General features: G+C 73.4%; 17 protein-coding genes. 6 read left to right on the top strand and 11 right to left on the bottom strand.

Features of this window, described 5'->3' with window-relative positions; all coding sequences use genetic code 11:
* Positions 1–47: 47 nt before the first annotated feature.
* The 3 genes from ACIQ8B_RS09445 to ACIQ8B_RS09435 form a co-directional block, all read right to left on the bottom strand.
* The gene (locus tag ACIQ8B_RS09445; RefSeq protein ID WP_403546329.1) at positions 48–2,006 is read right to left on the bottom strand and encodes a PQQ-binding-like beta-propeller repeat protein; all 1,959 of its coding nucleotides are present in this window, start codon (positions 2,004–2,006) and stop codon (positions 48–50) included.
* 66 nt (positions 2,007–2,072) lie between these two features.
* Positions 2,073–3,833 (bottom strand): PQQ-binding-like beta-propeller repeat protein, encoded by a 1,761-nt coding sequence (locus tag ACIQ8B_RS09440; RefSeq protein WP_403546328.1) that lies wholly within the window; start codon positions 3,831–3,833, stop codon positions 2,073–2,075.
* A gap of 244 nt (positions 3,834–4,077) precedes the next feature.
* Positions 4,078–5,886: an ABC-F family ATP-binding cassette domain-containing protein gene (locus ACIQ8B_RS09435; protein WP_106413826.1), complete on the bottom strand. Its 1,809-nt coding sequence runs from the start codon at positions 5,884–5,886 to the stop codon at positions 4,078–4,080.
* 156 nt (positions 5,887–6,042) lie between these two features.
* On the opposite strand from ACIQ8B_RS09435, the gene ACIQ8B_RS09430 reads away from it, so the two are divergent.
* Positions 6,043–6,636 (top strand): Uma2 family endonuclease, encoded by a 594-nt coding sequence (locus tag ACIQ8B_RS09430; protein ID WP_290001842.1) that lies wholly within the window; start codon positions 6,043–6,045, stop codon positions 6,634–6,636.
* A gap of 4 nt (positions 6,637–6,640) precedes the next feature.
* Here the strand turns inward: ACIQ8B_RS09430 and ACIQ8B_RS09425 are convergent, their stop codons facing one another.
* The 4 genes from ACIQ8B_RS09425 to rsmI all read right to left on the bottom strand — a co-directional run bounded on the left by ACIQ8B_RS09425 (position 6,641) and on the right by rsmI (position 10,726).
* Positions 6,641–7,537, bottom strand: coding sequence for a 4-(cytidine 5'-diphospho)-2-C-methyl-D-erythritol kinase (locus ACIQ8B_RS09425; RefSeq protein WP_403546327.1), 897 nt, complete (start codon positions 7,535–7,537; stop codon positions 6,641–6,643).
* A complete protein-coding gene (rsmA, locus tag ACIQ8B_RS09420; RefSeq protein ID WP_366252719.1) occupies positions 7,534–8,451 on the bottom strand; it encodes a 16S rRNA (adenine(1518)-N(6)/adenine(1519)-N(6))-dimethyltransferase RsmA in 918 nt (305 codons plus the stop codon). The genes ACIQ8B_RS09425 and rsmA overlap by 4 nt, the downstream gene beginning before the upstream one ends.
* 341 nt (positions 8,452–8,792) lie before the next feature.
* Positions 8,793–9,677 (bottom strand): TatD family hydrolase, encoded by an 885-nt coding sequence (locus ACIQ8B_RS09415; protein WP_403546326.1) that lies wholly within the window; start codon positions 9,675–9,677, stop codon positions 8,793–8,795.
* Positions 9,678–9,871: 194 nt separating this feature from the next.
* Positions 9,872–10,726, bottom strand: coding sequence for a 16S rRNA (cytidine(1402)-2'-O)-methyltransferase (gene rsmI, locus ACIQ8B_RS09410; RefSeq protein WP_106413821.1), 855 nt, complete (start codon positions 10,724–10,726; stop codon positions 9,872–9,874).
* 85 nt (positions 10,727–10,811) lie between these two features.
* On the opposite strand from rsmI, the gene ACIQ8B_RS09405 reads away from it, so the two are divergent.
* The 3 genes from ACIQ8B_RS09405 (at position 10,812) to ACIQ8B_RS09395 (ending at position 16,395) form a co-directional block, all read left to right on the top strand.
* The gene (locus tag ACIQ8B_RS09405) at positions 10,812–12,557 is read left to right on the top strand and encodes a dolichyl-phosphate-mannose--protein mannosyltransferase (RefSeq protein WP_403546325.1); all 1,746 of its coding nucleotides are present in this window, start codon (positions 10,812–10,814) and stop codon (positions 12,555–12,557) included.
* A 414-nt stretch (positions 12,558–12,971) separates the two neighbouring features.
* The gene (locus ACIQ8B_RS09400; protein ID WP_403546324.1) at positions 12,972–14,600 is read left to right on the top strand and encodes a penicillin-binding transpeptidase domain-containing protein; all 1,629 of its coding nucleotides are present in this window, start codon (positions 12,972–12,974) and stop codon (positions 14,598–14,600) included.
* A gap of 133 nt (positions 14,601–14,733) precedes the next feature.
* Entirely contained in the window at positions 14,734–16,395 is a 1,662-nt protein-coding gene (locus tag ACIQ8B_RS09395) for a penicillin-binding transpeptidase domain-containing protein (protein WP_403546323.1), read from the top strand.
* Between the two features lie 37 nt (positions 16,396–16,432).
* Here the strand turns inward: ACIQ8B_RS09395 and ACIQ8B_RS09390 are convergent, their stop codons facing one another.
* Positions 16,433–16,795 (bottom strand): SsgA family sporulation/cell division regulator, encoded by a 363-nt coding sequence (locus tag ACIQ8B_RS09390; RefSeq protein ID WP_403546322.1) that lies wholly within the window; start codon positions 16,793–16,795, stop codon positions 16,433–16,435.
* A gap of 222 nt (positions 16,796–17,017) precedes the next feature.
* On the opposite strand from ACIQ8B_RS09390, the gene ACIQ8B_RS09385 reads away from it, so the two are divergent.
* The gene (locus ACIQ8B_RS09385) at positions 17,018–18,187 is read left to right on the top strand and encodes a serine hydrolase domain-containing protein (protein WP_290001158.1); all 1,170 of its coding nucleotides are present in this window, start codon (positions 17,018–17,020) and stop codon (positions 18,185–18,187) included.
* Here the strand turns inward: ACIQ8B_RS09385 and ACIQ8B_RS09380 are convergent.
* The 3 genes from ACIQ8B_RS09380 to ACIQ8B_RS09370 form a co-directional block, all read right to left on the bottom strand.
* Positions 18,184–18,459 (bottom strand): DUF1876 domain-containing protein, encoded by a 276-nt coding sequence (locus ACIQ8B_RS09380; protein WP_106413814.1) that lies wholly within the window; start codon positions 18,457–18,459, stop codon positions 18,184–18,186. The two genes, ACIQ8B_RS09385 and ACIQ8B_RS09380, sit on opposite strands and share 4 nt — an antisense overlap.
* Before the next feature lie 310 nt (positions 18,460–18,769).
* Positions 18,770–20,986 (bottom strand): MMPL family transporter, encoded by a 2,217-nt coding sequence (locus ACIQ8B_RS09375; RefSeq protein ID WP_403546321.1) that lies wholly within the window; start codon positions 20,984–20,986, stop codon positions 18,770–18,772.
* Positions 20,987–21,116: 130 nt separating this feature from the next.
* Positions 21,117–21,719 (bottom strand): TetR/AcrR family transcriptional regulator, encoded by a 603-nt coding sequence (locus ACIQ8B_RS09370; RefSeq protein WP_290001165.1) that lies wholly within the window; start codon positions 21,717–21,719, stop codon positions 21,117–21,119.
* Between the two features lie 173 nt (positions 21,720–21,892).
* On the opposite strand from ACIQ8B_RS09370, the gene ACIQ8B_RS09365 reads away from it, so the two are divergent.
* Positions 21,893–25,195 (top strand): S41 family peptidase, encoded by a 3,303-nt coding sequence (locus tag ACIQ8B_RS09365; RefSeq protein WP_403546320.1) that lies wholly within the window; start codon positions 21,893–21,895, stop codon positions 25,193–25,195.

Raw genomic sequence — 25,195 nt, 5'->3', positions numbered from 1 at the left:
CCGTGTCCGGGGCCGTGTCGGCCCGGAAGGGGATCAGCCGGAACCGATCAGCCCGTACCGAAGGCGATCACCGAGTACTCCTTGTCGCGGCTCGTGAAGTCGCTCGCGTACACGGAGGACATGTACAGCCCTCCCTGCCCGTAGAGGATCTCCGCGTAGTCCGGGGACATGCGGGACTCCACGTCGCGCACCGCCTCCGTCGACGGGTTCTCCATGAGGAGCGTCTCCTTGAAGGAGCCGCCGTCGATGCTGACGATCTGCCCGCCCTTGTCGTACGGCGGCCGCTTGTACGCGATCACGTTGGGGCCGTCCATGCGCAGCGGGTAGATCTCGTAGTCGTCGCCGGCGTCGGCGCGCTGACCGGTCTGCTTGCCGGTGGACAGGTCGAAGGCCACGATCTCGTTGGTCTGGCTGTACGACTCGCCGCCGCTGTCGTGCTCCTCGGTCGCGATGTACAGCCGGTCGTTGCCGACCGTGACGCCCGAGCAGTTCTCCAGCTTGTAGATGCCGTCGCAGCGGGCGGCGAACTCGTCGCCCGGCGCGGAGATGCGGGCGCGCAGCTTGCCGGTCCTGTTGTCGACGGAGAAGAAGTCGGAGATGCCGCTGCCGTCACCGGCGCTGTCGCCGACGTCGGCGGCCACGACCAGCGGGTCGGTGGAGACGACGGCCGCGTACTCGATGCCCTTGTCCATCGTGTACTCGGTGGTGACGTCGCCCGACGCGGGGTCGACGACCTGGATGTGCAGCTGGCGCTCGTCGTACGTGCCGCACCGGCGGACCGCGACCAGCTTGGCGCCGCCGCCGTACCCGGAGTCGTAGCAGGCGTCGGACGTCTTCGGCGCCCACCGCTCCTGGCCGGTGGCGGTGTCCCAGGCGGCGCCGCCGCTGGTGCTGCCGGCCGCGACGGTGCCGCCGCTGAGCGTCACGTTGTTGAAGCTGACCGGCATGGTGCCGGACTTGGCGGTCTTCGTCCACACCGTCTTGCCGGCCTCGAGGTCGATCAGCGCGACCTGCGTGCAGGACTTGGGGTCCTGCTTGGTCGGCATGGCCGGCTTGTGGACGATCGCCGTCCTGTCGTCCTCGGTGAGGTGCGGGGTCGCCGCGCACACCGGGCCGGGCAGGTCCAGCGTCCACTTCTTGGTGCCGGTCTTGCGGTCGTAGCCGGTGATCTCCGACAGCCCGCTCTTGGCGTAGACGGTGTCGGTCAGCCAGGAACCGGAGGTGGGGACGCTCGAGACGCCCTTGGGCACCTGGGGCGCGGGCACCTGGAACAGCACCTTGGAGCCCGTGTCGGCCGGCGCCTTCTCCTCGGCCTCGCCGGAGGTGGTGCCCCCGTCGCCGGAACCGCCGTCGCCCTTGCCGTCGCCCTTCTCGCCCTTGCCGTCGCCGCCCTCGGCGGTGGTCCGCCTGTCGTCGTCCTTGCCGGACGAGGACGAGTACCAGACGCCGGCGCCGACGATCAGGGCGATCGCCACGACGGCCGACACGATGATGGCCACCTGAGCGTTGATCTTGCGCCCGCCGCCCTGCTGTCCGGCCTGCGCCTGCATCGGCACGGTCGGCTGCGCGTGGACGTACGGGGACTGCTGCCCGTACGGTCCCGGCTGCTGCGGCTGGCCGTAGGGCCCGGGCGGGCCGTACGGGCCGGGCTGACCGTACGGGCCGGGCTGCTGGGCGGGGTAGCCGTAACCGGCGGGCGGCGGCTGCTGCGGGTAGCCGTAGCCGGGCCCCTGCGGAGGCGTCGGCGGGGCGGCGGGCGGCGGCGTCCCCGGCGCCTGCGGGTAGCCGTAGCCCGGCTGGGGCGCCTTGGTCAGATCAGGCCCGGCAGGCGGCTGCGCGGGCGGCTGCTGCGGCGGCTGCCCGGAAGGCGCCTGCGGAGCGGGCGGCGTGGCGGGCGCCGGGGGCGTCGGCTGCTGCGGCGGCTGCTGCGGCTCCGACGGTCCCTGCGGCGGCCCGAACCCCGGCTGCTGCGGGGGCTGGTTGGGCGGCGGGGGCGGCTGGGTCATGACGTGGGTACCTCGGGGAAGGGGACGGCGGACGGCGGGGAAGTGACGTGGGCGGCGCTCACGGCCTCACTTGCCGTAGGCGAGCATCAACTTCTCCTTCGCGTCGTCATTGCCGGTCAGCCGGGTGGTCGACAGGTAGAAGCGGCCGTCGACCCAGTCGATCGCCTTGCTGAAGAAGCCGTTCTCGATGTCGGCGACCGCCTGCGGGTTCTGCATCAGCACGGCCGGCTCGTGGCTCGCGCCGCTGACCGGCAGGGCGACGATGCGGCCGCCGGCGTCGTAGGACGGCTCGACGTACGCGATCAGCTTGCCGTTCTCCACCTTCACCGGGACCATCGGCTCCTCCACGGGGGAGGACTCGCGCCACAGTTCCTTGCCGTCGGCGAGGCTGATGGCGACCAGTTCGTTGGCCCCGGTGGTCGCGGCGGTCGGCAGGTAGAGGGTGTCGCCCGCGACGACGACGCCGTCGCAGCCCTGGAGGTCACGCGCGAGGATGGCCCAGCCGCAGCCGGGGTCGAACTTCTCGTCGACGGAGACCTGCGAGCGCAGCTTGCCGGCGGCGGTGAAGGCGGCGATGTTCCACGACTTCTTGTCGCTGCCCTCCTCCTGCCTGGTGGCGTAGACGACCAGCGGGTCGACGGAGAAGGCGCGCTCGACCCTCCAGCCCTTGGCGTACCGGTAGGTCCACTTGGCCTTGCCGGTGGCGGGGTCGAGCTCGCGGACCTCGTCGTGGGCGTTGGCGCCGCCGGCGCCGCAGGACGCGACCTGGATCAGTCGCTCGCCGCCCGCGAACGCGGCCGGGAAGCAGGGGGCGTCGCCGTACCGCTTGGAGTCGAACAGCTTCTTGCCGGAGCGCACGTCGTACGCCGTGCCGGACTGGGAGCGGCCCACCATCAGCGTGTTGCCGGTGAGGGACATCTCGATGGACACCACGGTGTCGAACAGGTCGCCGTCGGCGACCTCCTGGGTCCAGCCCTTCTCGCCGGTGGCGAGGTCGACGAGCTGGAGCTGGTTGCACTTGGCGCGGTCGCCGCCGCTGCTCATGTGCGCGACGACGATCTTGTCGTCGGCCGTCTTCTGCGGGGTGACCGCGCAGATCTTGTGCGGGAAGGTGAGGGTGTCCCAGGCGGGCGTGCCGTCGGTGACGTCGTACCCGTAGAGGTCCTTGTAGGCCGCCTTGACCGCGGTCCTGCCGGTGACCCACAGGCCGGGGGCCTCGGCGCCGGAACCGGGGGCGTCGGGCGCCTCCTTGTACCAGAGCACCTTGGACTCGCCCGCCTGACGGCCCTCGTTGAGGTCCTGGGGGTCCTCGCCGCCGTCGCCGCTGCCGTCGCCCGGGTTGACCGGGGCGCCGCTGGGCTCGCCCGGCTCGGGGTCGTCGGTCTTCTGGGCGACCGGCTCCTTCCTCTTCCCGTCGTCGCCGGAGACGGCCCACACCGTGCCGCCGACGATCAGCGCGACCGCCACCGCGGCGGCGGCGACGAGCAGCGGCTTGCCCTTGAACGGGTTGCGGGAGCCGCCGCCGGGCGGGGTGCCGGGCGCGCCGGGGAACTGGGGCTGCTGCGGGTAGCCGTACCCGGGCTGCCGGCCGTACGGGCCCGGCTGCTGCGGCTGTCCGTACCGGCCGGGCGGGCCGTACGGCCCGGAGGCGTAGGGGCCGGGCTGCTGCGGAGGCTGCTGCGGGTGGCCGTACCCGGGCTGCGGGGCGCCGGACGGCCGGTCCTGCGGGGGCGGCGGGGTCTGCGGCGGTCCGAAGCCACCGCCCGGCGGCGGATCCTGCGGCGGTCCGAAGCCGCCCTGAGGCGGCTGGCTGGGCGGCTGAGTCATCAGCGCGTTCCCCCTTGCTCACTGATTTTTAGCCACGCCCTGAGGTACGTGATGACCCAGAGTCGTCGTCGGTCACTTACCAGACGGCTCTTTCTATCACCCGGCACCGACACGCCACCGGGCCGCGTCCTCCCCTGTTCCCAAGGGAGGACCGGCCTGTGATGCGTCCGTTACGTGCCTCCACGCCCTCTTCACGCGGCGCGCGCTCCCCGCGCGCGGGCGCGTGACGCGGCTTTCACACCGGTCAGGCGTCCTCGGCGAGTTCCAGCCAGCGCAGCTCCAGTTCGTCGCGCTGGCCGGCCAGGTCCCGCAGCTCGGCGTCCAGTTCGGCCACCTTCGCGAAGTCCGTGGCGTTCTCGGCGATGGCGGCGTGGAGGGTGGCCTCCCTGGCCGAGATCTTGTCCAGCTGGCGCTCGATCCGCTGGAGTTCCTTCTTCGCGGCGCGCTGGTCGGCGGCGCTCTTCTCGGGCGCCGCGCTCCGGGCCGGAGCGGCGGACGGGGCGGAGGCGGCGGCCTCCTCCATGCGCTTGCGGCGCTCCAGGTACTCGTCGACGCCGCGCGGCAGCATCCGCAGGGTGCCGTCGCCGAGCAGGGCGAAGACGCGGTCGGTGGTGCGCTCGACGAAGAACCGGTCGTGGGAGATGACGATCATGGAGCCGGGCCAGCCGTCGAGGAGGTCCTCGAGCTGGGTCAGGGTCTCGATGTCGAGGTCGTTGGTGGGCTCGTCGAGGAAGAGCACGTTGGGCTCGTCCATCAGCAGCCGCAGCAGCTGGAGGCGGCGGCGCTCACCGCCGGACAGGTCCCCGACGGGCGTCCACTGCTTCTCCTTGTTGAAGCCGAAGGTCTCGCAGAGCTGGCCGGCGGTCATCTCGCGGCCCTTGCCGAGGTCGACGCGCTCCCGCACCTGCTGCACGGCCTGCAGCACCCGCCACTCGGGGTCGAGTTCGGCGACCTCCTGCGACAGGTAGGCCAGCTTGACCGTCCTGCCGACGCGGATCCGCCCCTCGGCGGGCTGTGTCTCGCCCTCGCTGCGGGCGGCCTCGGCGAGCGCCCGCAGCAGGGACGTCTTGCCGGCGCCGTTGACGCCGACCAGGCCGATGCGGTCGCCGGGGCCGAGCTGCCAGGTCACGTGCTTCAGCAGCACCTTCGGTCCGGCCTGGACGGTCACGTCCTCCAGGTCGAACACCGTCTTGCCCAGCCGGGAGGAGGCGAACTTCATCAGCTCGCTGCTGTCACGCGGCGGCGGCACGTCCTTGATCAGCTCGTTGGCGGCCTCGACGCGGAAGCGCGGCTTGGAGGTGCGGGCGGGGGCGCCGCGCCGCAGCCAGGCCAGCTCCTTGCGGACCAGGTTCTGCCGCTTGGCCTCCTCGGTGGCGGCGATGCGCTCGCGCTCGGCACGGGCGAAGACGTAGTCGGAGTAGCCGCCCTCGTACTCGTGGACGGTGCCGCGCTGCACGTCCCACATGCGGGTGCAGACCTGGTCGAGGAACCACCGGTCGTGGGTGACGCAGACGAGCGCGGAACGGCGGTCGCGCAGGTGCTCGGCGAGCCAGGCGATGCCCTCGACGTCGAGGTGGTTGGTCGGCTCGTCGAGGACGATCAGGTCCTGCTCCTCGATGAGCAGCTTGGCGAGCGCGATCCGGCGCCGCTCGCCACCGGACAGCGGCCCGATGACGGTGTCGAGCCCCTTGGGGAAGCCGGGCAGGTCGAGCCCGCCGAACAGTCCGGTGAGCACGTCGCGGACCTTGGCGTTCCCGGCCCACTCGTGGTCGGCCATGTCGCCGATGACCTCGTGCCGGACGGTGGCCCCGGGGTCGAGCGAGTCGTGCTGCGTGAGCACGCCGAGCCGCAGCCCGCCGGAGTGCGTGACGCGCCCGCTGTCCGCCTCCTCGAGCCGGGCCAGCATGCGGATCAGCGTGGTCTTGCCGTCCCCGTTGCGCCCCACGACCCCGATCCGGTCGCCCTCGGAGACGCCGAGGGAGATCCCGTCCAGCAGCGCACGCGTGCCGTACACCTTGCTGACGTTCTCGACATTGACCAGATTGACGGCCATTTCTCTCCTGCCCGGTGGATCGATCAGCTTTCCAGCGTAGGCCCTGCCGGAGGGCGGCCGTGACGCGAGGAGATGGTCACCCTTTGTGATGACGTGATCGGAATCGGGCGACTACCGTGGTGGGCAGGCAGCAGGATCCCGTCCATGGGAGGACTCATGACCGCCGAGCCCGCAGAGCACCGCCGCTGGCCGGTGCCGCCCCCGGACGGCTACACCGTGGACGACCTGTTCACCCTGCCTGATCTCCCGCCGCACACCGAGCTGATCGACGGGAGTCTGGTTTTCGTGAGTCCGCAGCGCAGATTCCATTTCCTGGTGATCGATCTCCTGGTCCAGGGACTGCGCACCTGTCTGGGCCCGGAGTTCAGTGTGGAGCGGGAGATGACGGTCGTCCTCGACCGGCGCAACGGTCCCGAACCGGATGTCAGCGTGGTACGGGCCGACGCGGTCACCGGACTGGACCAGACGTGCTTCCACGCCAAGGACGTGCTGCTCGCCGTGGAGGTCGTCTCCCCCGACTCGGAAGCCCGCGACCGCATGTACAAGCCGCACAAGTACGCCGTCGCCGGGATTCCGAATTTCTGGCGCGTCGAGCAGGACGGGATCACCGGCCGGCCCGTCGTCCACGTCTACGAGCTCGACCTCGCGACGATGTCGTACGTGCACATGGGCCGGCAGAGCGACCGGATCAAGGTCGACAAGCCCTCCCCCGTCGACATCGAACTGACCGCGGTCGACCAGCGCTCCTGACGCCTCAGAGAACCGTCGCCCCCGGCACCGGCCCGGTCGCCGTGCGCACCGTACGGCAAGCGGCCGAGGACTCCAGCGCCTCGGCGATCACCCCCGCCTCCTCCTCGTCGCGGGCGAGGAAGGCCGTCGTCGGACCCGAGCCGGAGACCAGGGCGGCGAGGGCGCCTGCCTCGCGGCCTGCCGCGAGGGTGTCCGACAGTTCCGGGAACAGGGACAGGGCGGCCGGCTGGAGGTCGTTGGTGACGGTGGCGGCGAGGGCGTCCGGATCGCCCTCGGCGAGGGCGTCGAGCAGCGGCCGGGACGCGACCGGCTCCGGGATGTCGCGCCCCTCGCCGAGCCGGTCGAACGCGCGGAAGACCGCCGGCGTGGACAGTCCCCGGGTGGCCATGGCGAACACCCAGTGGAAGACGCCCCCGACCTCCAGTCCGGTCAGCTTCTCGCCCCGCCCGGTGCCGAGCGCCGCCCCGCCGACCAGGCTGAACGGCACGTCGCTGCCCAGCTCGGCGCAGATGTCGAGCAGTTCCCCGCGGCTCGCGCCGGTGCCCCACAGCGCGTCGCAGGCGAGCAGGGCGCCCGCGCCGTCCGCGCTGCCGCCGGCCATGCCGCCCGCGACGGGGATGTCCTTGGCGATGTGCAGATGGACGTCCGGCGTCCGGCCGTACCGCTCGGCGAGGGCCAGGGCGGCGCGGGCGGCGAGGTTGGTGCGGTCGAGGGGGACCTGGGCGGCGTCGGGTCCGTCGCAGGTGATCCGCAGCCCGTCCGGCGACGGGGTGGCGGTCACCTCGTCGTACAGGCCGACCGCGAGGAAGACGTTGGCCAGCTCGTGGAAGCCGTCGGGGCGGGCCGCGCCGACCGCGAGCTGGACGTTGACCTTGGCGGGGACGCGGACGGTGACGCTCACTGCTGACCGGGCTCCTTGTCGGACGCGTGCCGCGGCGCGTGATCCGGCGCGTGCCGCGGCCCGTGCTCGGCGATACGGGCGAACTCCTCGACGGTCAGCGACTCCCCCCGCGCCTGCGGCGAGACGCCCGCCGCGACCAGCGCGGCCTCGGCGGCGGCCGCCGAGCCCGCCCATCCGGCGAGGGCGGCGCGCAGCGTCTTGCGGCGCTGGGCGAAGGCCGCGTCGACGACGGCGAACACCTCGCGCCGGGTCGCGGTGGTCTTCAGCGGCTCCGCGCGCCGCACCAGCGACACCAGGCCGCTGTCGACGTTCGGCGCGGGCCAGAAGACGGTGCGGCCGATGGCCCCGGCCCGCTTCACCTCGGCGTACCAGTTGGCCTTGACCGAGGGGACGCCGTACACCTTCGAGCCGGGGGCGGCGGCGAGCCGGTCGGCGACCTCGGCCTGGACCATCACCAGGGTGCGCTCGATGCTCGGGAAGGTCTCGAGCATGTGCAGCAGCACCGGGACGGCGACGTTGTAGGGGAGGTTCGCGACCAGCGCGGTCGGGGCCGGACCGGGCAGCTCGGTGACGTGCATGGCGTCGGAGTGGACCAGCGCGAACCGGCCGGCGCGCTCCGGCATGCGGGCGGCGACGGTGGCGGGCAACGCACCGGCCAGCACGTCGTCGATCTCCACCGCGGTGACCCGGTCGGCGGCCTCCAGCAGCGCCAGCGTGAGCGAGCCGAGCCCGGGGCCGACCTCGACGACCACGTCGTCGGGGCGGACCTCGGCGGTACGCACGATACGGCGGACCGTGTTGGCGTCGATGACGAAGTTCTGGCCGCGCTGCTTGGTGGGCCGTACGCCGAGGGCGGCCGCCAGTTCACGGACGTCGGCGGGGCCCAGGAGGGCGTCGGGGGTGGGGCTGGTCACGGGACAAGGGTACGGGGCGGCCGGGTCCGCCCCGGTCACCGCGGGTGCCGTCGTCCGCGCAGCCGCTCCCCGCGGCGCGGCCACCGCCGGGACGGCGGTCGGGCGGGCGCGCGGCGGAACGGGGCGGGACGGGGCGGGCACGGTCTCCGCTCGTGGATCCCGCCGCGCACGGCGTGCGCCGGGCACGTCCTCCGGCACGTCCCGAACCGCGGGGTGGTGCTCACGCCGGCACGCTCCGGGGCCGGCCGCCGGGAACCCCCGAGGGGGCTCCCGGAACCCGGCCGAGCGCCGGTCGCCCTCCCGAGCGGCACGGCTACGGAGCGTGGCGCACGGCCGGGCCCTCAGCAGCCGAAGGCGCGGGCGGTGTTGGCGCCGAGCGCGGTGGCCAGGGTGTCCTCGTCGATGCCGCGCACGGCGGCCATGGCACGCACGGTGACCGGCACCAGGTAGGGGGCGTTGGGCCGCCCGCGGTAGGGCGCCGGGGTGAGGAACGGCGCGTCGGTCTCCACCAGCACCAGCTCCAGCGGGGCGACGGCCAGCGCGTCCCGCAGGTTCTGCGCGTTCTTGAAGGTGACGTTGCCGGCGAACGACATGTAGTAGCCGGCGCGGGCGCAGATCTCCGCCATCTCCGCGTCCCCGGAGTAGCAGTGGAAGACGGTGCGCTCGGGGGCGCCCTCCTCCTTCAGCACGCGCAGCACGTCCGCGTGGGCGTCGCGGTCGTGGATGACCAGCGTCTTGCCGTGCCGCTTGGCGATCTCGATGTGGGCGCGGAAGGACCGCTCCTGCGCCTGCCTGCCCTCCTCGCCGGTGCGGAAGTGGTCGAGGCCGGTCTCGCCGACGCCCTTGACCTGCGGCAGCGCGGCCAGCCGGTCGATCTCGGCGAGCGCGTCGTCCAGCGCCGCGTCCCCGCCCGGCTCGCGGGCGCCCTGCCGCGACCGCCCTCCCTCGGGGTCGCCGAGCACGATGCGGGGCGCCTCGTTGGGGTGCAGCGCGACCGTCGCGTGCACGGCGTCGTACGCCGCCGCCGTCTCGGCCGCCCACCGGGACCCCTTGAGGTCGCAGCCGACCTGCACCACGGTCGTCACCCCCACCGACGCGGCCTTGGCGAGGGCCTCCTCGACCGTGCCGGACTGCATGTCGAGGTGCGTGTGGGAGTCCGCGACCGGCACCCGCAGGGGTTCCGGGAGCGGCGGCGCGGCGTTCTTGCCGGGGTCGTTGGCAGGCATGCTCCCGATCCTACGGAAGCGGCGCGCGCACCCCTCCCGCGGAAGCCCCGGCTCCTACGGCAGCCCTCTGCCCTACGGTCCCTACGGCAGCTCCCCCGCGTTCCTGGCCGCCCCCTGCCCTACGGCACTCCCCCGCGTTCCTGACCGCCCCCTGCCCTACGGCAGCTCCCCCGCGTTCCTGACCGCCCCCTGCCCTACGGCAGCTCCCCCGCGTTCTTGGCCGCCACCACCGCGTCGAACACCTGCCGCTTCGGCAGCCCGGCCTCCGCCGCGACCGCCGCGATGGCCTCCTTGCGCCGCTCGCCCGCCTCCTCGCGCACCCGCACCCGGCGCACCAGCTCGGCGTCGTCGGTCTCCTCGGGGCCCTTCTCGGGTGCGCCCTCGACGACCACGGTGATCTCCCCGCGCACGCCCTCGGCCGCCCACGCGGCCAGCTCGGCCAGCGGGCCGCGCCGGACCTCCTCGTACGTCTTCGTCAGCTCGCGGCAGACGGCGGCGCGGCGCTCGGCGCCGAACACCTCGGCCATCGCGGCGAGGGTGTCGTCGAGGCGGTGCGGGGCCTCGAAGTAGACGAGGGTGCGGCGTTCGTCCGCGACCTCCCGCAGCCGGCCCAGCCGCTCCCCCGCCTTGCGGGGCAGGAACCCCTCGAAGCAGAACCGGTCGACGGGCAGCCCGGACAGGGCGAGCGCGGTGAGCACGGCGGACGGTCCCGGCACCGCGGTGACCCGGACGTCCCGTTCGACGGCCGCGGCGACCAGCCGGTAGCCGGGGTCGGACACGGACGGCATGCCGGCGTCGGTGACGAGCAGCACCCGCGCGCCGCCCGCCAGTTCCTCGACCAGTTCGGGCGTGCGGGCGGTCTCGTTGCCCTCGAAGTACGACACCACCCGCCCCTTGGGGGTGACGCCGAGCGCCTGGGTCAGCCGGCGCAGCCGCCGCGTGTCCTCGGCGGCGACGACGTCGGCTCCGGCGAGTTCCTCGGCGAGCCGGGGCGGCGCGTCGGAGATGTCGCCGATGGGGGTGCCTGCGAGTACGAGGGTTCCGGTCACGGGGTCATCCTCCCAGGAGCGGACGGAGGCGGGGCATACCGCCCATGCGCGGGACTCGCACAGCGCCTTTCCCTACGATGGCGCGGTGACCAGTACCGCGTCCTCCACGGACACCCGCCAGGAGCAGCCGCCGCTCGACCAGCGGCAGACGTGGCAGCACCGGCTGCGGCGTTTCGGCCACCGGACGTCCGCCGCCGGAGGGGACGTCCGCGACCGCCTGGTCCCGCCGTACACCGGGCCGTCGGGCCGGCTGTGGAAGACGCTCGGCGTGCCCCCGGTGCCGGCCGGCCGTCTCGTCCGCTGGTCGGAGTGGGGAGGCCCGCTGCTGGTGACGCTGGTGGCGGGGGTGCTGCGGTTCTGGAACCTGGGCAGCCCCAAGGCGGTGATATTCGACGAGACGTACTACGCGAAGGACGCGTGGGCGCTCGTCCACCGCGGGTTCGAGGTCAACTGGGACAAGGAGGTCAACCGGCTCGTCCTGGACTCGGGCGGCGACGTCCCGATCCCCACGGACGCGGCGTACGTGGTCCATCCGCCGGTCGGCAAGTACGTCATCGGACTGGGCGAGCTGCTGTTCGGCTTCGACCCGTTCGGCTGGCGGTTCATGACGGCGCTGCTCGGCACGCTGTCGGTGCTGATGCTGTGCCGGATCGGGCGGCGGCTGTTCCGCTCCACGTTCCTCGGCTGCCTCGCGGGCGCGCTGATGGCGGTGGACGGGCTGCACTTCGTGATGAGCCGCACCGCGCTGCTCGACGGCGTGCTGATGTTCTTCGTGCTGGCCGCCTTCGGCTGCCTGCTGATCGACCGGGACAGGGCCCGCGCGAAGCTGGCCGCCGCGCTGCCGGTGGACGCGGACGGGCGCGCCCGCCCGGACGTGGAGGCCGCCGAGAGCACCCGGATCGGTTTCCGCCCCTGGCGGCTGGCGGCGGGCCTGATGCTGGGCCTGGCGATCGGCACCAAGTGGAACGGCCTGTACATCATGGCCGCGTTCTGCGTGATGTCCGTGCTGTGGGACGTCGGCGCGCGCCGGGTCGCGGGCGCGGTCCGGCCCCGGCGGGCGGTGCTGAGGCGGGACCTGGGCCGGGCGTTCCTGTCGACGGTGCCGGTGGCGGTGGTCACGTACTTCGCGTCCTGGACCGGCTGGATCCTCTCCGCCACCGACGGCAGCGGCGGCTACTACCGCGACTGGGCCACCCGCGACGGCCGGCGGAGCGACTGGTCGTGGCTGTTCCCCGACTGGTGGCGCAGCCTGTGGCACTACGAGACCCAGGTGTACGACTTCCACGTCGGCCTCTCCTCGCCGCACACGTACGAGTCCAACCCGTGGAGCTGGATCGTCGCCGGCCGGCCGGTGTCGTACTTCTACGAGTCGCCCGCGCCGGGCGTGGACGGCTGCCCGGCGGACGCGGGCGAGAAGTGCGCGCAGGAGGTCCTGGCCCTCGGCACGCCGATGCTGTGGTGGGTGGGCTGCCTCGCCCTGGTGTACGTGCTGTGGCGCTGGTTCTTCCGCCGCGACTGGCGCGCGGGCGCGATCGCCTGCGGCATCGCCGCCGGCTACGCCCCCTGGTTCCTGTACCAGGAACGCACGATCTTCTACTTCTACGCGGTCGTCTTCCTGCCGTTCCTGTGCCTGGCGGTGGCGATGCTCCTGGGCGCGGTCGTCGGCCCGCCCCGCTCCACCGACACCCGCCGCGTGGCGGGCGCGACGGCGGCGGGCGTGGTGACCCTCCTGATCCTCTGGAACTTCATCTACTTCTGGCCGATCTACACGGGCACGCCCATCCCGATCGACGACTGGCGGTCGCGGATGTGGCTGGACACGTGGGTGTAGCGGGCCGGACGCCCTGAGGGAGCGGTCGCCAGACGCCGAGCACCCGCAGGACGGCGTTCCAGGAGCGGTTCCAGCGGCGGTGCCGCTTGCCCCAGTACCGCCCGGCCTGCGCCACCGGCCTCGCGGCTGCGGCACCGGCGTACCGCACCACGTGCACGGCCGCGTACGGGTCGTCGCTCCCCCGTCCATGCGCCATACGGTGGCCGCCGTTCCGCCCGCCCCGCTCGCCCCGGGGACAACAGTGGCCCACTCGTCGCGGGGTGCGGCGGAGGCCGCCCGGCACGGGTCTCTTTGGGACAACGATCCAGAACTCAGGCCCCGTCGGGTGCGGGCAGCGCATAGAGTTCGGCACGTGCCGGGGCTTTTGAACGCGTTCAGGAGATGCGGGGCCCGGCCGGGGGGAGGGATCGGCCGATGGGCAGGGGGGTCAAGGTCGCCGTCATAGGCGGCGTGTTCGCCGTGATGGTCGGCGGGGCCGGGTACGGGGCGTACAACATCGTCTCGGCCGTCGGCGGCGGGGGCGGCGGTTCCGCCGTGTCGGACACGCCGAAGTCGGGGCCTCCGGACCGGGACGAGGTGCGTGAGACGACCGAGGCGTTCTTCGGCGCCTGGGAGACGGGGCGGGCCGCCGAGGCCGCGTCGTACACGAACGACGCGCAGGACGCCGGCGCGCTGCTGACCGCGTACGGCGAGGAGGCGCGGATCGGCCGGGTCGACATCACGCCGGGCGCCCCGCGCGGCACCACCGTGCCGTTCACGGTGAAGGCGACCGTCTCCTTCGACGGCGTCTCCGAGCCCCTGCGCTACACCAGCGCGCTGACCGTCGTGCGCGGCGAGACCACCGGCCGCGCGCTGGTCGACTGGGCGCCGTCCGTCGTCCACCCGGACCTGAGGGACGGCGACACCCTCGTCACCGGCGAGTCCGCGCAGCCGCCCATCGAGGCGGTGGACCGCGACGGCACCGTGCTGACGAAGGAGAAGTACCCCTCCCTCGGACCGGTCCTGGACACCCTGCGGCAGAAGTACGGCGACGAGGCGGGCGGCAGCCCGGCCGTCGAGCTGTCGATCCGGCACGCGACCGACGAGGCGGACACCCCGCTGCTCACCCTCGCCGCGGGCGAGCCGGGCACGCTGCGCACCACGCTCAGCGCCGGGGTGCAGGCGGCCGCCGAGAAGGCGGTGCGGGCGTACCCCGAGTCGTCGGTGGTGGCGCTGAAGCCCAGCACCGGCGAGGTGCTGGCCGTGGCCAACCACCGCGACGACGGCTTCAACGCGGCCTTCCAGGGCCAGGTCGCCCCCGGCTCCACCATGAAGATCATCACCGCCGCGATGCTCATCGACAACGGCGTGACCTCCATGAACGGCCCCGCGCCCTGCACGGACACCGCGGTCTGGAAGAGCCAGACCTTCAAGAACCTCACCGGCATGGCGCCGAACGAGGGCGCCACCCTCGCCGACAGCTTCCTGCGCTCCTGCAACACCGCCTTCATCAAGCTGATCGACGAGGAGCCGCTCACCGACGCCTCGCTCACCCAGGAGGCGCAGGAGCGGTTCGGGCTCGGCCGGGACGACTGGAAGACCGGCATCGCCTCCTTCGACGGCAGCGTGCCGGCCGTCGGCGGCCCGGACCGGGCGGCGAACGCCATCGGCCAGGGCCAGGTGCAGATGAACCCGCTGACCATGGCCTCCGTGACGGCCACCGCCGTCACCGGCGCCTTCCGCCAGCCGTACCTGGTCTCCCCCGAGCTGGACGGCCGGCAGCTCGCGCAGGCGAAGGGCCTGCCGGCGGGTACGGCCGCGCAGCTCAAGGAGATGATGCGGCTCACCGCCGCCCAGGGCACCGCGCAGCGGGCGATGTCCGGCCTGGGCGGTGACGTCGGCGCGAAGACCGGTTCCGCGGAGGTCGACGGCAACGCCACGTCGGACAGCTGGTTCACCGGCTTCCGCGACGACGTCGCGGCGGCGGCCATGGCGCAGCAGGGCGGCCACGGCGGCGACGCGGCGGGGCCGATTGTCGCAGCCGTGCTACGAGCGGGCGGCTGAGCGCACGGCCCGTCCGGCGGGACTTTAGGGTGGGGGCCGTCGTCGGCGCAGCAGCGCCGACGGGGCCTTGACTCGATCGAGAGCCACGCGGGCCGCGGGGGGCCGGGGCGGGGCGACGGAGGAACGGACAGCAGTGGGGAACAGAGGGCGCGCCGGGGACCGGCGGAGTGTCAGGCCGGTCGTGATCGGCGCGGCGATGGCCGTGGTCATGGGCGGCGCCGGCTACGGCGCGTACGCACTCGTCGGCGGCGCCGGACAGGACGGCGGGGACACCACCACGCAGGCGGAGACCGTGAAGTCGGGGCCGCTGTCGGCCGACGAGGTCACCGCCGCCGCCGAGCGGTTCCTGGCCGCCTGGCAGTCCGGCCAGGTCGCCGAGGCCGCCGCCGCGACCGACGACCCGGCGGCCGCCAAGGCGGCGCTCACCTCGTACGTCAAGGACGCCCGCGTCCGGAACCTCGCCCTCACCCCGGGCGCCCCCGCCCAGGACACGGTCACCTTCTCCGTCAAGGGCACGGTGTCGTACGAGCAGTCGTCGAAGCCGCTGGCGTACGACAGCACGCTGCACGTGGTGCGCCGGGCCGGGGACGGGGAGCCGCGCGTCGACTGGCGGCCGTCCGTGCTGCACCCGGAGCTCAGGGAGGGCGACAGGCTGGTCACCGGTGAGGCGGGCACCCCGCCGGTGAAGGCGCTGGACCGCGACGGCGGCGAGCTGACCACGGCGACGTACCCGTCCCTCGGGTCCGTGCTGGACGGGCTGCGCGCGAAGTACGGCGAGAAGGCGGGCGGTCGGGCCGGCGTGGAGCTGCGCGTGGTGCGCGGCGAGGAGTCGAAGAAGGCGGAGCTGTCCGACACGACCCTGCTGGAGCTGAGCGAGGGCACGCCGGGCACGGTGAGGACCACGCTGAACCCGTCCCTGCAGGCGGTCGCCGAGGCCGAGGTGGCGAAGAGGAAGCGGGCGTCGGTGGTGGTGCTGCGGCCGTCGACCGGCGAGATACTCGCGGTGGCGAACTCCTCGCGCGGCTTCAACGTCGCCTTCCAGGGGTCGCTGGCGCCGGGCTCCACCATGAAGGTGGTCACCTCCTCGATGCTGATCGAGAAGGGCCTCGCGTCCATGGACAAGAAGCACCCGTGCCCCAAGTACTTCGGCTACGGCGGCTGGAAGTTCCAGAACCTCGACAAGTTCCAGATCAAGGACGGCACGTTCCGCGCGAGCTTCGCCCGCTCCTGCAACACCGCCTTCATCAGCCAGGCCCCGAAGCTGGAGGACGACGACCTCACCGAGCACGCCCGGGACTACTACGGTCTTGGCCGGAACGACTGGCAGGTCGGCGTGTCCACCTTCGACGGCTCGGTGCCCGTGCAGTCGAAGGCCCCGATGGCCGCGTCGCTGATAGGCCAGGGCGGAGTGCGGATGAACCCGCTGAACATGGCGTCGGTGTCGGCGACGGTCAAGGCGGGGGTGTTCCGCCAGCCGTACCTGGTGTCGCCGGAGGTGGACGGGCGCCGGCTGGCGAAGGCGCCGCGCACGCTGTCCGCCAGGACGCTGGCGCAGGTGCGGGAGCTGATGGCGTACACCGCGACCAGCGGCACCGCCGCGGAGGCGATGGCCGGGGTGGACGGTGAGCGGGGCGCCAAGACGGGGTCGGCCGAGGTGGACGGGCAGAAGAAGCCCAACGGCTGGTTCACCGCCTACCGCGGCGACCTGGCGGCGGCCGCCGTCGTCCAGTCCGCCGGCCACGGCGGCTCCACGGCGGGCCCGATCGTGGCGGCCCTGCTGAAGGCGGGCGGCTGAGGGAGCCGGGCGGTGCGGGTCCGGGACGCCCCGCCGGTCAGTGGGGGACCGGCTGGGCCGCCGGCACGCGGGTGAGGTGGAGGAAGCGGGACAGGGTCCTGGTGTCGAACTCGACGACCGAGTGGCCCCGGCCGCTGTGGAACTCCACGACCGTCTGCGCCCGGCCGCACGGCCACACCCGTGTGCCGCCGCGGTCCACGGGCGCGGTGAGGCCGTGTTCCAGCAGGTCCCGTTCGACGACCCACTCGCGGGGCACCGCCCCGGGGAGGGCGACCCGCACGTGACGGGGGTCGGCCTCGGGGTCGTACCGCAGCGTCACGGGGACGGCCCTGTGACTCTCCGGCAGGGGGGCCGCGTCCGTCATGATGTGGACTCGCGCGTACTGCTCGATCACGGACATCGGTGGGCCCCTTACGCTGTGTCGTGCGCCCGTCAAGGCTTCCCAGGCTTGCCGGCCGCCTACCCACCCCCGTCCCATCGTGCACCCAAATCGGAATCCGCGCTTCCGAGCGGCGTGCCGGTGCTGTCCGTCCGTGGGTGACGAGCGCACCGCGCCCTGGAATCGCAGGCGCGGCGGCGCGGTTGCACCCACTGTCGCAGGCGAGTGGAAGGAACACAGGACGTGGACGTCGACGTGCACGGCACGGTGGCCGACGGGTACGAACCGGTCCGGGAGGCGTTCGCCCGGAACTTCGAGCGGCTCGGGGAGCGGGGGGCGGCGCTCGCCGTGTACCGGGACGGGCGCCGGGTCGTGGACCTGTGGGCCGGGACCAAGGACGTCGACGGCGACGGACCCTGGCAGCGGGACACCGCCCAGGTCGTCCGGTCGGCCACCAAGGGCGTCGCGGCCGCCGCGCTGCTGATGCTGCACGAGCGCGGGCTGCTGGACCTGGACGCGCCGGTCGGCCGGTACTGGCCGGAGTTCAAGGCGCACGGCAAGGAGGGCGTGCTGGTCCGGCACGTCCTCGGGCACCGGGCGGGACTGCCGGTGCTGGACCGTCCGCTGGGCTTCGCCGAGGCGGCCGACCCGCGGCGCGCCGCCGTGGCGGTCGCCGCGCAGGCCCCGGTGTGGGAGCCGGGCACGGACCACGGCTACCACGCGCTGACGTACGGCTGGCTGGTGGACGAGCTGGTGCGCCGGGTGACGGGCCGGGGCGCCGGCGACTGGACAGCGACCGAGATCGCCGCCCCGCTGGGCCTGGACCTGTGGATCGGTCTCCCGGCCGCCGAGGCGCACCGCGTCGGCCGGGTCGGCAGGATCGAGGCGCCCGAGCCGTCAGGGGCGCTGCGCGCCCGGCCCAGACGGTCGGTCACCGCCGCCTACGCCGACCCGGCCTCCCTCACCCGCCGCGCCTTCGCCGCGATCGCACCGTCCCCGGACCAGAACGACCCGGCGTTCCACGCGGCCGCCCTGCCCGCCGCGAACGGCATCGCGACGGCGGACGGGCTGGCCCGCTTCTACGCGTCGCTCGTCGGCCCGGTCGACGGCGTGCGCCTGCTCGCCCCGGCCACGGTGGAGCGCGCCCGCGCCGAGGAGTCCGCGGGCCCCGACCGGGTCCTGGTGGTGGGCACCCGCTTCGGGCTCGGCTACATGCTGCACGGCACCGCCTCCCCCTTCCTGGCCCCGGGCTCCTTCGGCCATCCCGGCCGCGGCGGCTCCCTCGGCTTCGCCGACCCGGAGTCCGGCGTCGCCTTCGGCTACGTCACCAACGGCTTCCGCAGGACGGTGACGGCGGACCCCAGGGCCCAGGCGCTGATCCGCGCGGTGCGGGAGTGCGTCACGCGTCCCTAGACGTGGATCGGGTGGGAGACACGGCCGGACGCGTCGTCGATCTCGCGGTGCGCCTTGTCGAGCATCTGCATGGCGAGCTCGTTCAGGGCCCGGGCGCCGGCGATCTCCTCCCCGACCCGCGGCTGATTGGCGTCGGTGTAGTGCCGGGACGCGTGCCCGTGGGCGCGTACCTCGGACCCGTCGGGCAGCCGGACCATCGCGGCGGCGCGAGTGTGCTGGTCGTCCTCCATGAACTCCAGCTCCACGTGCCATCCCACTGCGGTGTGCATCATGACGGACCACCTCCGGATTTCCTCTGGTTCCAGGGTGCGCCTCCCGCCTGCATGCCGCACGCGCCCGCCCGCACGGGCGAGGCGTCGCCTTCCGGCCCGGTGACCGGCACACGGGTGCCGGGGCGGCGGGCCGACGGACACCGTCACCGCCCCCGCCGACCACGGGGTTTCCGCGCCACGCCCCGGAGGCCCCGCGCGCCGGAGCGCACGACACGCGGCCTCGTTCCGTGCGGCGGACGGAACGAGGAAGCCGGTGAGGGCGCCCCGTCCCCACGGAGCCCTCACCGGCTGGTCGTGACCGTCCGTGCCGTCAGGCGCGGACGAGTTCCTTGTCCTCGTCGTCCCTGTCCGCCGTGCCGTCGTGCACGGCGAGGCTCTCGCCCTCGACGTCCACGTTGGGCAGGGCGCGGTCCATCCACTTCGGCAGCCACCAGGCCTTGTCGCCGAGCAGCGCCAGGACGGCCGGGACGATGGCCATGCGGACCACGAACGCGTCGAAGAGGACGGCGATCGCGAGGCCGAAGCCGATCATCTTGACCATGGAGTCGCTGGACCCCATGAACCCGGAGAACACCGCGATCATGATGACCGCCGCGGCGGTCACCACCCGGGCGCTGTACCGGAATCCGGTGACCACCGCCTGGTTCGGCTTCTCGCCGTGGATGTGGGCCTCGCGGATGCGGGTCACGAGGAAGACCTCGTAGTCCATGGCCAGTCCGAAGACCACGCCGACCATGAAGAGCGGCATCATCGACATGATCGGGCCGGTCTCCTCGACGCCCATCAGGCCGGACAGCCAGCCCCACTGGTAGACCGCGACGACCGCGCCGAGGGCCGCCAGCACGGAGAGCAGGAAGCCGAGGGCCGCCTTCAGCGGGACCAGGATCGAGCGGAACACCACGATCAGCAGCAGGAACGCGAGCCCGACCACCAGCACCAGGTACGGCACCAGCGCGTCGTTGAGCTTCTGCGAGACGTCGATGTTCATCGCCGTGGCGCCGGTGACGAGGACGTCGGCGCCGCTGTCGGCCTTGAGGCCGGCGCCCGCGGCACGGATGTCGTGCACCAGGTCCTCGGTGGTGACCGAGGACGGCTTGGCGTCCGGGATCACGGTGATCGTCGCGGTGTCGCCGGCCTTGTTGGGGGCCGCCGGGGCGACGGTCACGACGTTGTCGAGGGCCTTGATGTCGTCGCCGGCCTGCTGGAACACGGCCTGCGGGTCGTCGCTGCCCTTGGCGTCGACCACGACCATCAGCGGGCCGTTGAAGCCGGGGCCGAAGCCCTCGGAGAGCAGGTCGTAGGCGCGGCGCTGGGTGGTGGACGTCGGCTGGGAGCCGTCGTCGGGCAGGCCCAGCTCCAGGGAGCCGGCCGGGACCGCGGCGGCGCCGAGGCCGACCACGCCGAGCAGCAGCACGGCCAGCGGGCGGCGGACGACGAAGCTCGCCCAGCGGGTGCCCATGTTGGGGCGGTCCGCCTTGTCCCCGGCGCGGCCGCCGCCGAGCAGCTTGCTCTTCTCGCCCGCGGGGCGGATGCGGCGGCCCGCGTAGCCGAGCACGGCGGGGATGAGGGTGAGGGCGATGAGGACCGCGACGGCGACCGTGCCGGCGGCGGCGATGCCCATCTTCGTCAGCATCGGGATGTTGACGACGGTCAGGCCCACCAGGGCGATGATGACGGTCAGGCCGGCGAAGACCACCGCGGAGCCGGCGGTGCCCGCGGCGCGTCCGGCCGCCTCCTCGCGCCCGCGTCCCTCGGCCAGTTCGGCGCGGTAGCGGGAGACCACGAACAGGGCGTAGTCGATGCCGACCGCGAGACCGATCATCGAGGCCAGGATGGAGGTGGTGGAGCCCAGGTCGAGCGTGCTGGCCAGCGCGGTGATGGTGGCCACGCCGATGCCGACGCCGACGATGGCGGTGAGCAGCGGCAGCCCGGCGGCGAGCAGCGAGCCGAGGGTGATGACCAGCACGACGGCGGCGACGCCGATGCCGATGATCTCCGCGGTGCCGGTCTCCGGTATGGCCTGGAGGGCGTCGCCGCCGATCTCGACGGTCAGCCCGGAGTCGCGGGCGTCCTCCCCGGCGGCCTTCAGGGCCTCGCGGGTCGACTCCTCCAGCTCCATTCCGGAGACCTTGTAGGTCACCGAGGTGTAGGCGATCGTGCCGTCCCGGCTGACGCCGCCGGTCCGGTACGGGTCGGTGACCTGGGCGACCTCGGCGCCGTCGGACAGCTCGCCGACGGTCTTCTGGACCGCCGCCTTGTTGCCGGGGTCGGTCATCTTCTCGCCGTCGGGCGCCTTGAAGACGACACGGGCGGTGGCTCCGTCGGCGCTGGCGCCGGGGAAGCGTTCCTCCAGCAGGTCGAAGGCCTTCTGGGCCTCGGTGCCGGGGATGGAGAAGGAGGAGGTGCCGGCCGCGGGCGCGCCGGCCGCGCCGACGCCCGCGAGCGCCAGCAGCGCCACCCAGAAGAGGGCGACGAAGTGCCGTTTCCGGAAGGAGAACCGGCCGAGTCGGTAGAGGAATGTGGCCACGAGGGCGTACTCCCGGTCAGTCGTGGTTGCTTCAGGGCAGGACGGATCAGCCCGACGACGCTGGGGGTACCCCCCATGCCCTTCGGGCCATGGGGGAGGTGACGTCAGGAAGTGGCTGACTGTGGGGCGGTCAGTGGGGTGGGGCGACTCCGAGGGCGGGGAGCACCACGGCGTCGATGTACGAGGTGAGGAACGCCTGCGTGGGCGGCTGCTCGTCGATCAGCGTCCGTGTGGCGAACGCGCCGACGAGCATGTGCACGATGTAGTCCAGCGCCGGGTTGTCCGCGCGGACCTCGCCCCGTTCGACCGCGCGGTCGACGATCCGGCGGAACTCCCCGATCTCCGGCTCCACCAGCAGCTCGCGGAACGCCTGACGGAGGTCGTCGCTCTGGTGCACCGCCATGGCGAGGGCCCGCATGAGGGCGACGTTCTGCGCCATGACGCAGTCGTCCTCGCGGCCGATGATGGTGTGCAGGTCACCCCTCAGGGACCCGGTGTCCACGTCGGCGGTGCTGCCCGGTTTCTGGCTGCGCATCGCCCGGACGACCAGTTCGGCCTTGCCGCCCCACTGGCGGTAGAGCGTGGCCTTGCTGGACCGGGTGCGGGCGGCCACGGCGTCCATGGTGAGGGCGTCGTAGCCGACCTCACGGAGCAGGTCGAGCACGGCCCGGTACAGGCCGGCCTCACGCTCGGGGGTGATCCGGCTGCGACGTGACGTCGCGATGTCACTCATGCCGACCACCTTTCCGCTCGGTCTCACCGCATCAAAGAAACGACACGGTTTCGTACGAGAAGAAGGTACCCCGATCCCCTAACGAAACGACACGGTTTCGTTCGTGTTCTGCGTCACGGTTGTCAGTCCGGCATAAGTTGCTGCCGTCCGCCCCCCGGAAAAGCATGGGGAGGGTGACTTATCTGCGTCTGCCGCACCTCAAGGACGACCTGCTGTGCTTCGTGGCGGAGGACGACCTCTGGCTCGCCCCGCTGGACGGGCCGGGCCGCGCCTGGCGGCTCACCGCCGACCGCACCAAGCTCGGCCACCCCCGCTTCTCCCCCGACGGCCGCCACCTCGCGTGCACGAGCTGGCGCACCCTGGACCCCGAGGTGCACCTGGTGCCGGTGGACGGCGGTCCCGGACGGCGGCTGACGTACTGGGGCAGCTCCGACACCCGGGTCTGCGGCTGGGCCCCGCCCGACGAGCAGGGGCACGCCGCGATCCTCGCCGTCACCTCGCACGGCGAGCCCTTCTCCTACTTCACCTGGGCCTACAAGCTGGGCCTCGACGGCAGCCCCGGACGCAAGCTGCCCTGGGGCCCGGTCTCCGACATCCAGGTCGCCGACCTCGCGGGTGAGCGCAAGTCGCTGCTGCTCACCGGCGCCCCGCCGCACGAACCGGCGTCCTGGAAGCGCTACCGGGGCGGCGCCACCGGCCGGCTGTGGCTGCACGGGCACCGCCTGCTGGAGGGGATCGACGGCCACCTCCACTCCCCCGTGTTCGCCGGCGGCCGGATCGCCTTCCTCTCCGACCACGAGGGCATCGGCAACCTCTACTCCTGCGCCTACGACGGCACCGACCTGCGCCGCCACACCGACCACGACGCCTTCTACGCCCGGCACGCGTCCACCGACGGCACCCGGGTCGTCTACCAGTGCGCCGGCGACCTGTGGATCGTGGACGACCTGTCCCCCGGATCGAAGCCGCGCCGGCTCGACGTGCGGCTGAGCGGTCCGCGCTCCGGCCGGCGCCCGTACCAGGTGCCCGCCGCCCAGCACCTGGATGGCCTGTCCGTCGACGAGACCGGCCGCGCGAGCGCCGTCGTCGTGCGCGGCAGCCTGTACTGGCTCACCCACCGCGACGGCCCCGCCCGCACCCTGACCGACACCCCGGGCGTACGGGTGCGGCTGCCGGAGATGCTCGGCGCGGGCGGCCAGGTCGCCTACGTCACGGACGCCGAGGGCGAGGACGCCGTGGAGATCGCCTCGCTGCCCCGGGCGACCGGCCACCGCGCGCACCGGAGGCTGGCCGCCGGGAAACTGGGCCGGGTGCTGGAGATGGCCGTCGACCCCGAGGGGCAGCGGCTCGCGGTCGCCGCGCACGACGGGCGGCTGCTGCTGGTGGACACCGACGGGGCGACGGACGGGACCGCGCGGGAGGTCACCGAGCTGATCCACTCCGGCAACGGCCCGGTGCGCGACCTCGCCTTCTCCCCCGACGGGGCCTGGCTGGCCTGGTCCCACCCGGTGATCGGGCGGTCGCTGCGGCAGATCAAACTCGCCCGGATCAAGGACCGGCTGATCCTCGACGTCACAGACGGCCGCTTCGAGGACGAGAACCCGGTCTTCACCCGCGACGGCCGCTATCTGGCGTTCCTGTCCTGGCGCGGCTTCGACCCGGTGTACGACGTGCACACCGGCGACCTGTCCTTCCCGCTGGGCTGCCGCCCGTACCTGGTGCCGCTGTCCTCGGCGACGCCCTCGCCGTTCGCGCTGAACCCCGAGGGCCGCCCCGCCGCCGGGGGCCTGGACCCGGTGGAGCAGGAGGAGACCGAGGAGGGCGGCACGGTCACCGTGGAGGCGGAGGGCCTGGAGAGCAGGGTGACGCCGTTCCCGGTGGCCGCCTCCAAGTACTCGGGGCTGTACCCGGTCGCGGGCTGCGGGCTGGTGTGGCTGCGCTGGCCGATCTCGGGTGCGCTCGGCGAGACGTTCGCCAACCCCGACGACACCAGCGGCCGGCCCACCCTGGAGTACTTCGACATCCCCAGGGCCAAGAAGTCCGACCTCGTCACCCACCTCGACTTCTTCGCGGTGAGCGGCGACGGCACCCGGCTGGTCGTGGCCGACGAGGGCGAGCTGCGCGCGGTGCCCGCCACCGAGCCGGGCGACGGCGACTCCACCGTGTGGATCGACCTGCGCCGCATCAAGCACGAGGCGGACCCGGCGGCCGAGTGGCGCCAGGCGTACGCGGAGGCGGGGCGGCTGATCCGCGCCTACTTCTGGGACCCGGGCATGTGCGGCATCGACTGGGACGGCGTGCTGGAGCAGTACCGTCCGCTGGTCGAACGGGTCGCCTCCCCCGACGAGTTCGCCGACCTGCTGCGCGAGGTCCTCGGCGAACTGGGCACCTCGCACGCCTACGTCACCGCCGCCCGCCGCAACGAGGGGCCCCCGCACTACCAGCGCCGCCAGGGACTGCTCGGCGCCGACCTGGTGCCGCGCGAGGCGGGTTGGACGGTGAGGCGGATCCTGCCCGGCGACTCCTCCGACTCCCGCGCCCGCTCCCCGCTGGCCGGCGCCGGCATCCGCGAGGGAGCGGTCCTCACCCATGTCGACGGCCGCCCGGTGGACCCGGTCACCGGCCCCTGCCCGCTGCTCGCCGCCGCGGGCGGCACGACCGTGGAGCTGACCTTCCGCCCGCCCGTCACCCACCGCCCTTCCGAGGAAGGCCCTTCGGGCCCCTCCGCTCCGGGCGACGGCCCGCCCCGGCGGGTGGCGGTCGTCCCGCTGGCCGACGAGACGCCCCTGCGCTACCAGAACTGGGTCGCCAAACGACGCGCCGTCGTGCGGGAGCTGAGCGGCGGGCGCTGCGGGTATCTGCACATCCCCGACATGGGCGGCTCCGGCTGGGCGCAGTTCAACCGGGACGTGCGCATGGAGATGTCCCGGCCCGCGCTCATCGTGGACGTGCGCGGCAACGCGGGCGGGCACATCAGCGAACTCGTGGTGGAGAAGCTGACCCGCACCATCATCGGCTGGGACCTCACCCGCGACGCCCAGCCCGTGTCGTACGCCTCCAACGCGCCGCGCGGACCGGTCGTCGCGCTGGCGGACGAGGCGACCAGCTCCGACGGCGACATGATCACCGCCGCGTTCAAACTGCTGAAGCTGGGGCCCGTGGTGGGGCAGCGCACCTGGGGCGGCGTGGTCGGCATGACCGGCCGGCACCGGCTCGGCGACGGCACGGTGATCACGGTGCCGATGAACGCGGCCTGGTTCGACGCGTACGGCTGGTCCGTGGAGAACCGGGGCGTCGACCCCGACCTGGAGGCGCTGCGCACCCCGCTGGACTGGGCCGAGGGCCGGCACGCGGTCCTGGACGACGCCGTACGGCTCGCCCTGGAGGCGCTGGAGGCCGAACCGCCCGCCTCTCCGCCCGGATACGGCGACGTGCCCGACCGGTCCCGTCCCGCGCTGCCGCCGCGGAGCGGCTGA

It is taken from the genome of Streptomyces sp. NPDC096105, from assembly GCF_044763335.1.
Lineage (GTDB): Bacteria > Actinomycetota > Actinomycetes > Streptomycetales > Streptomycetaceae > Streptomyces.
This window is presented reverse-complemented; position numbering and strand designations above follow the sequence as displayed.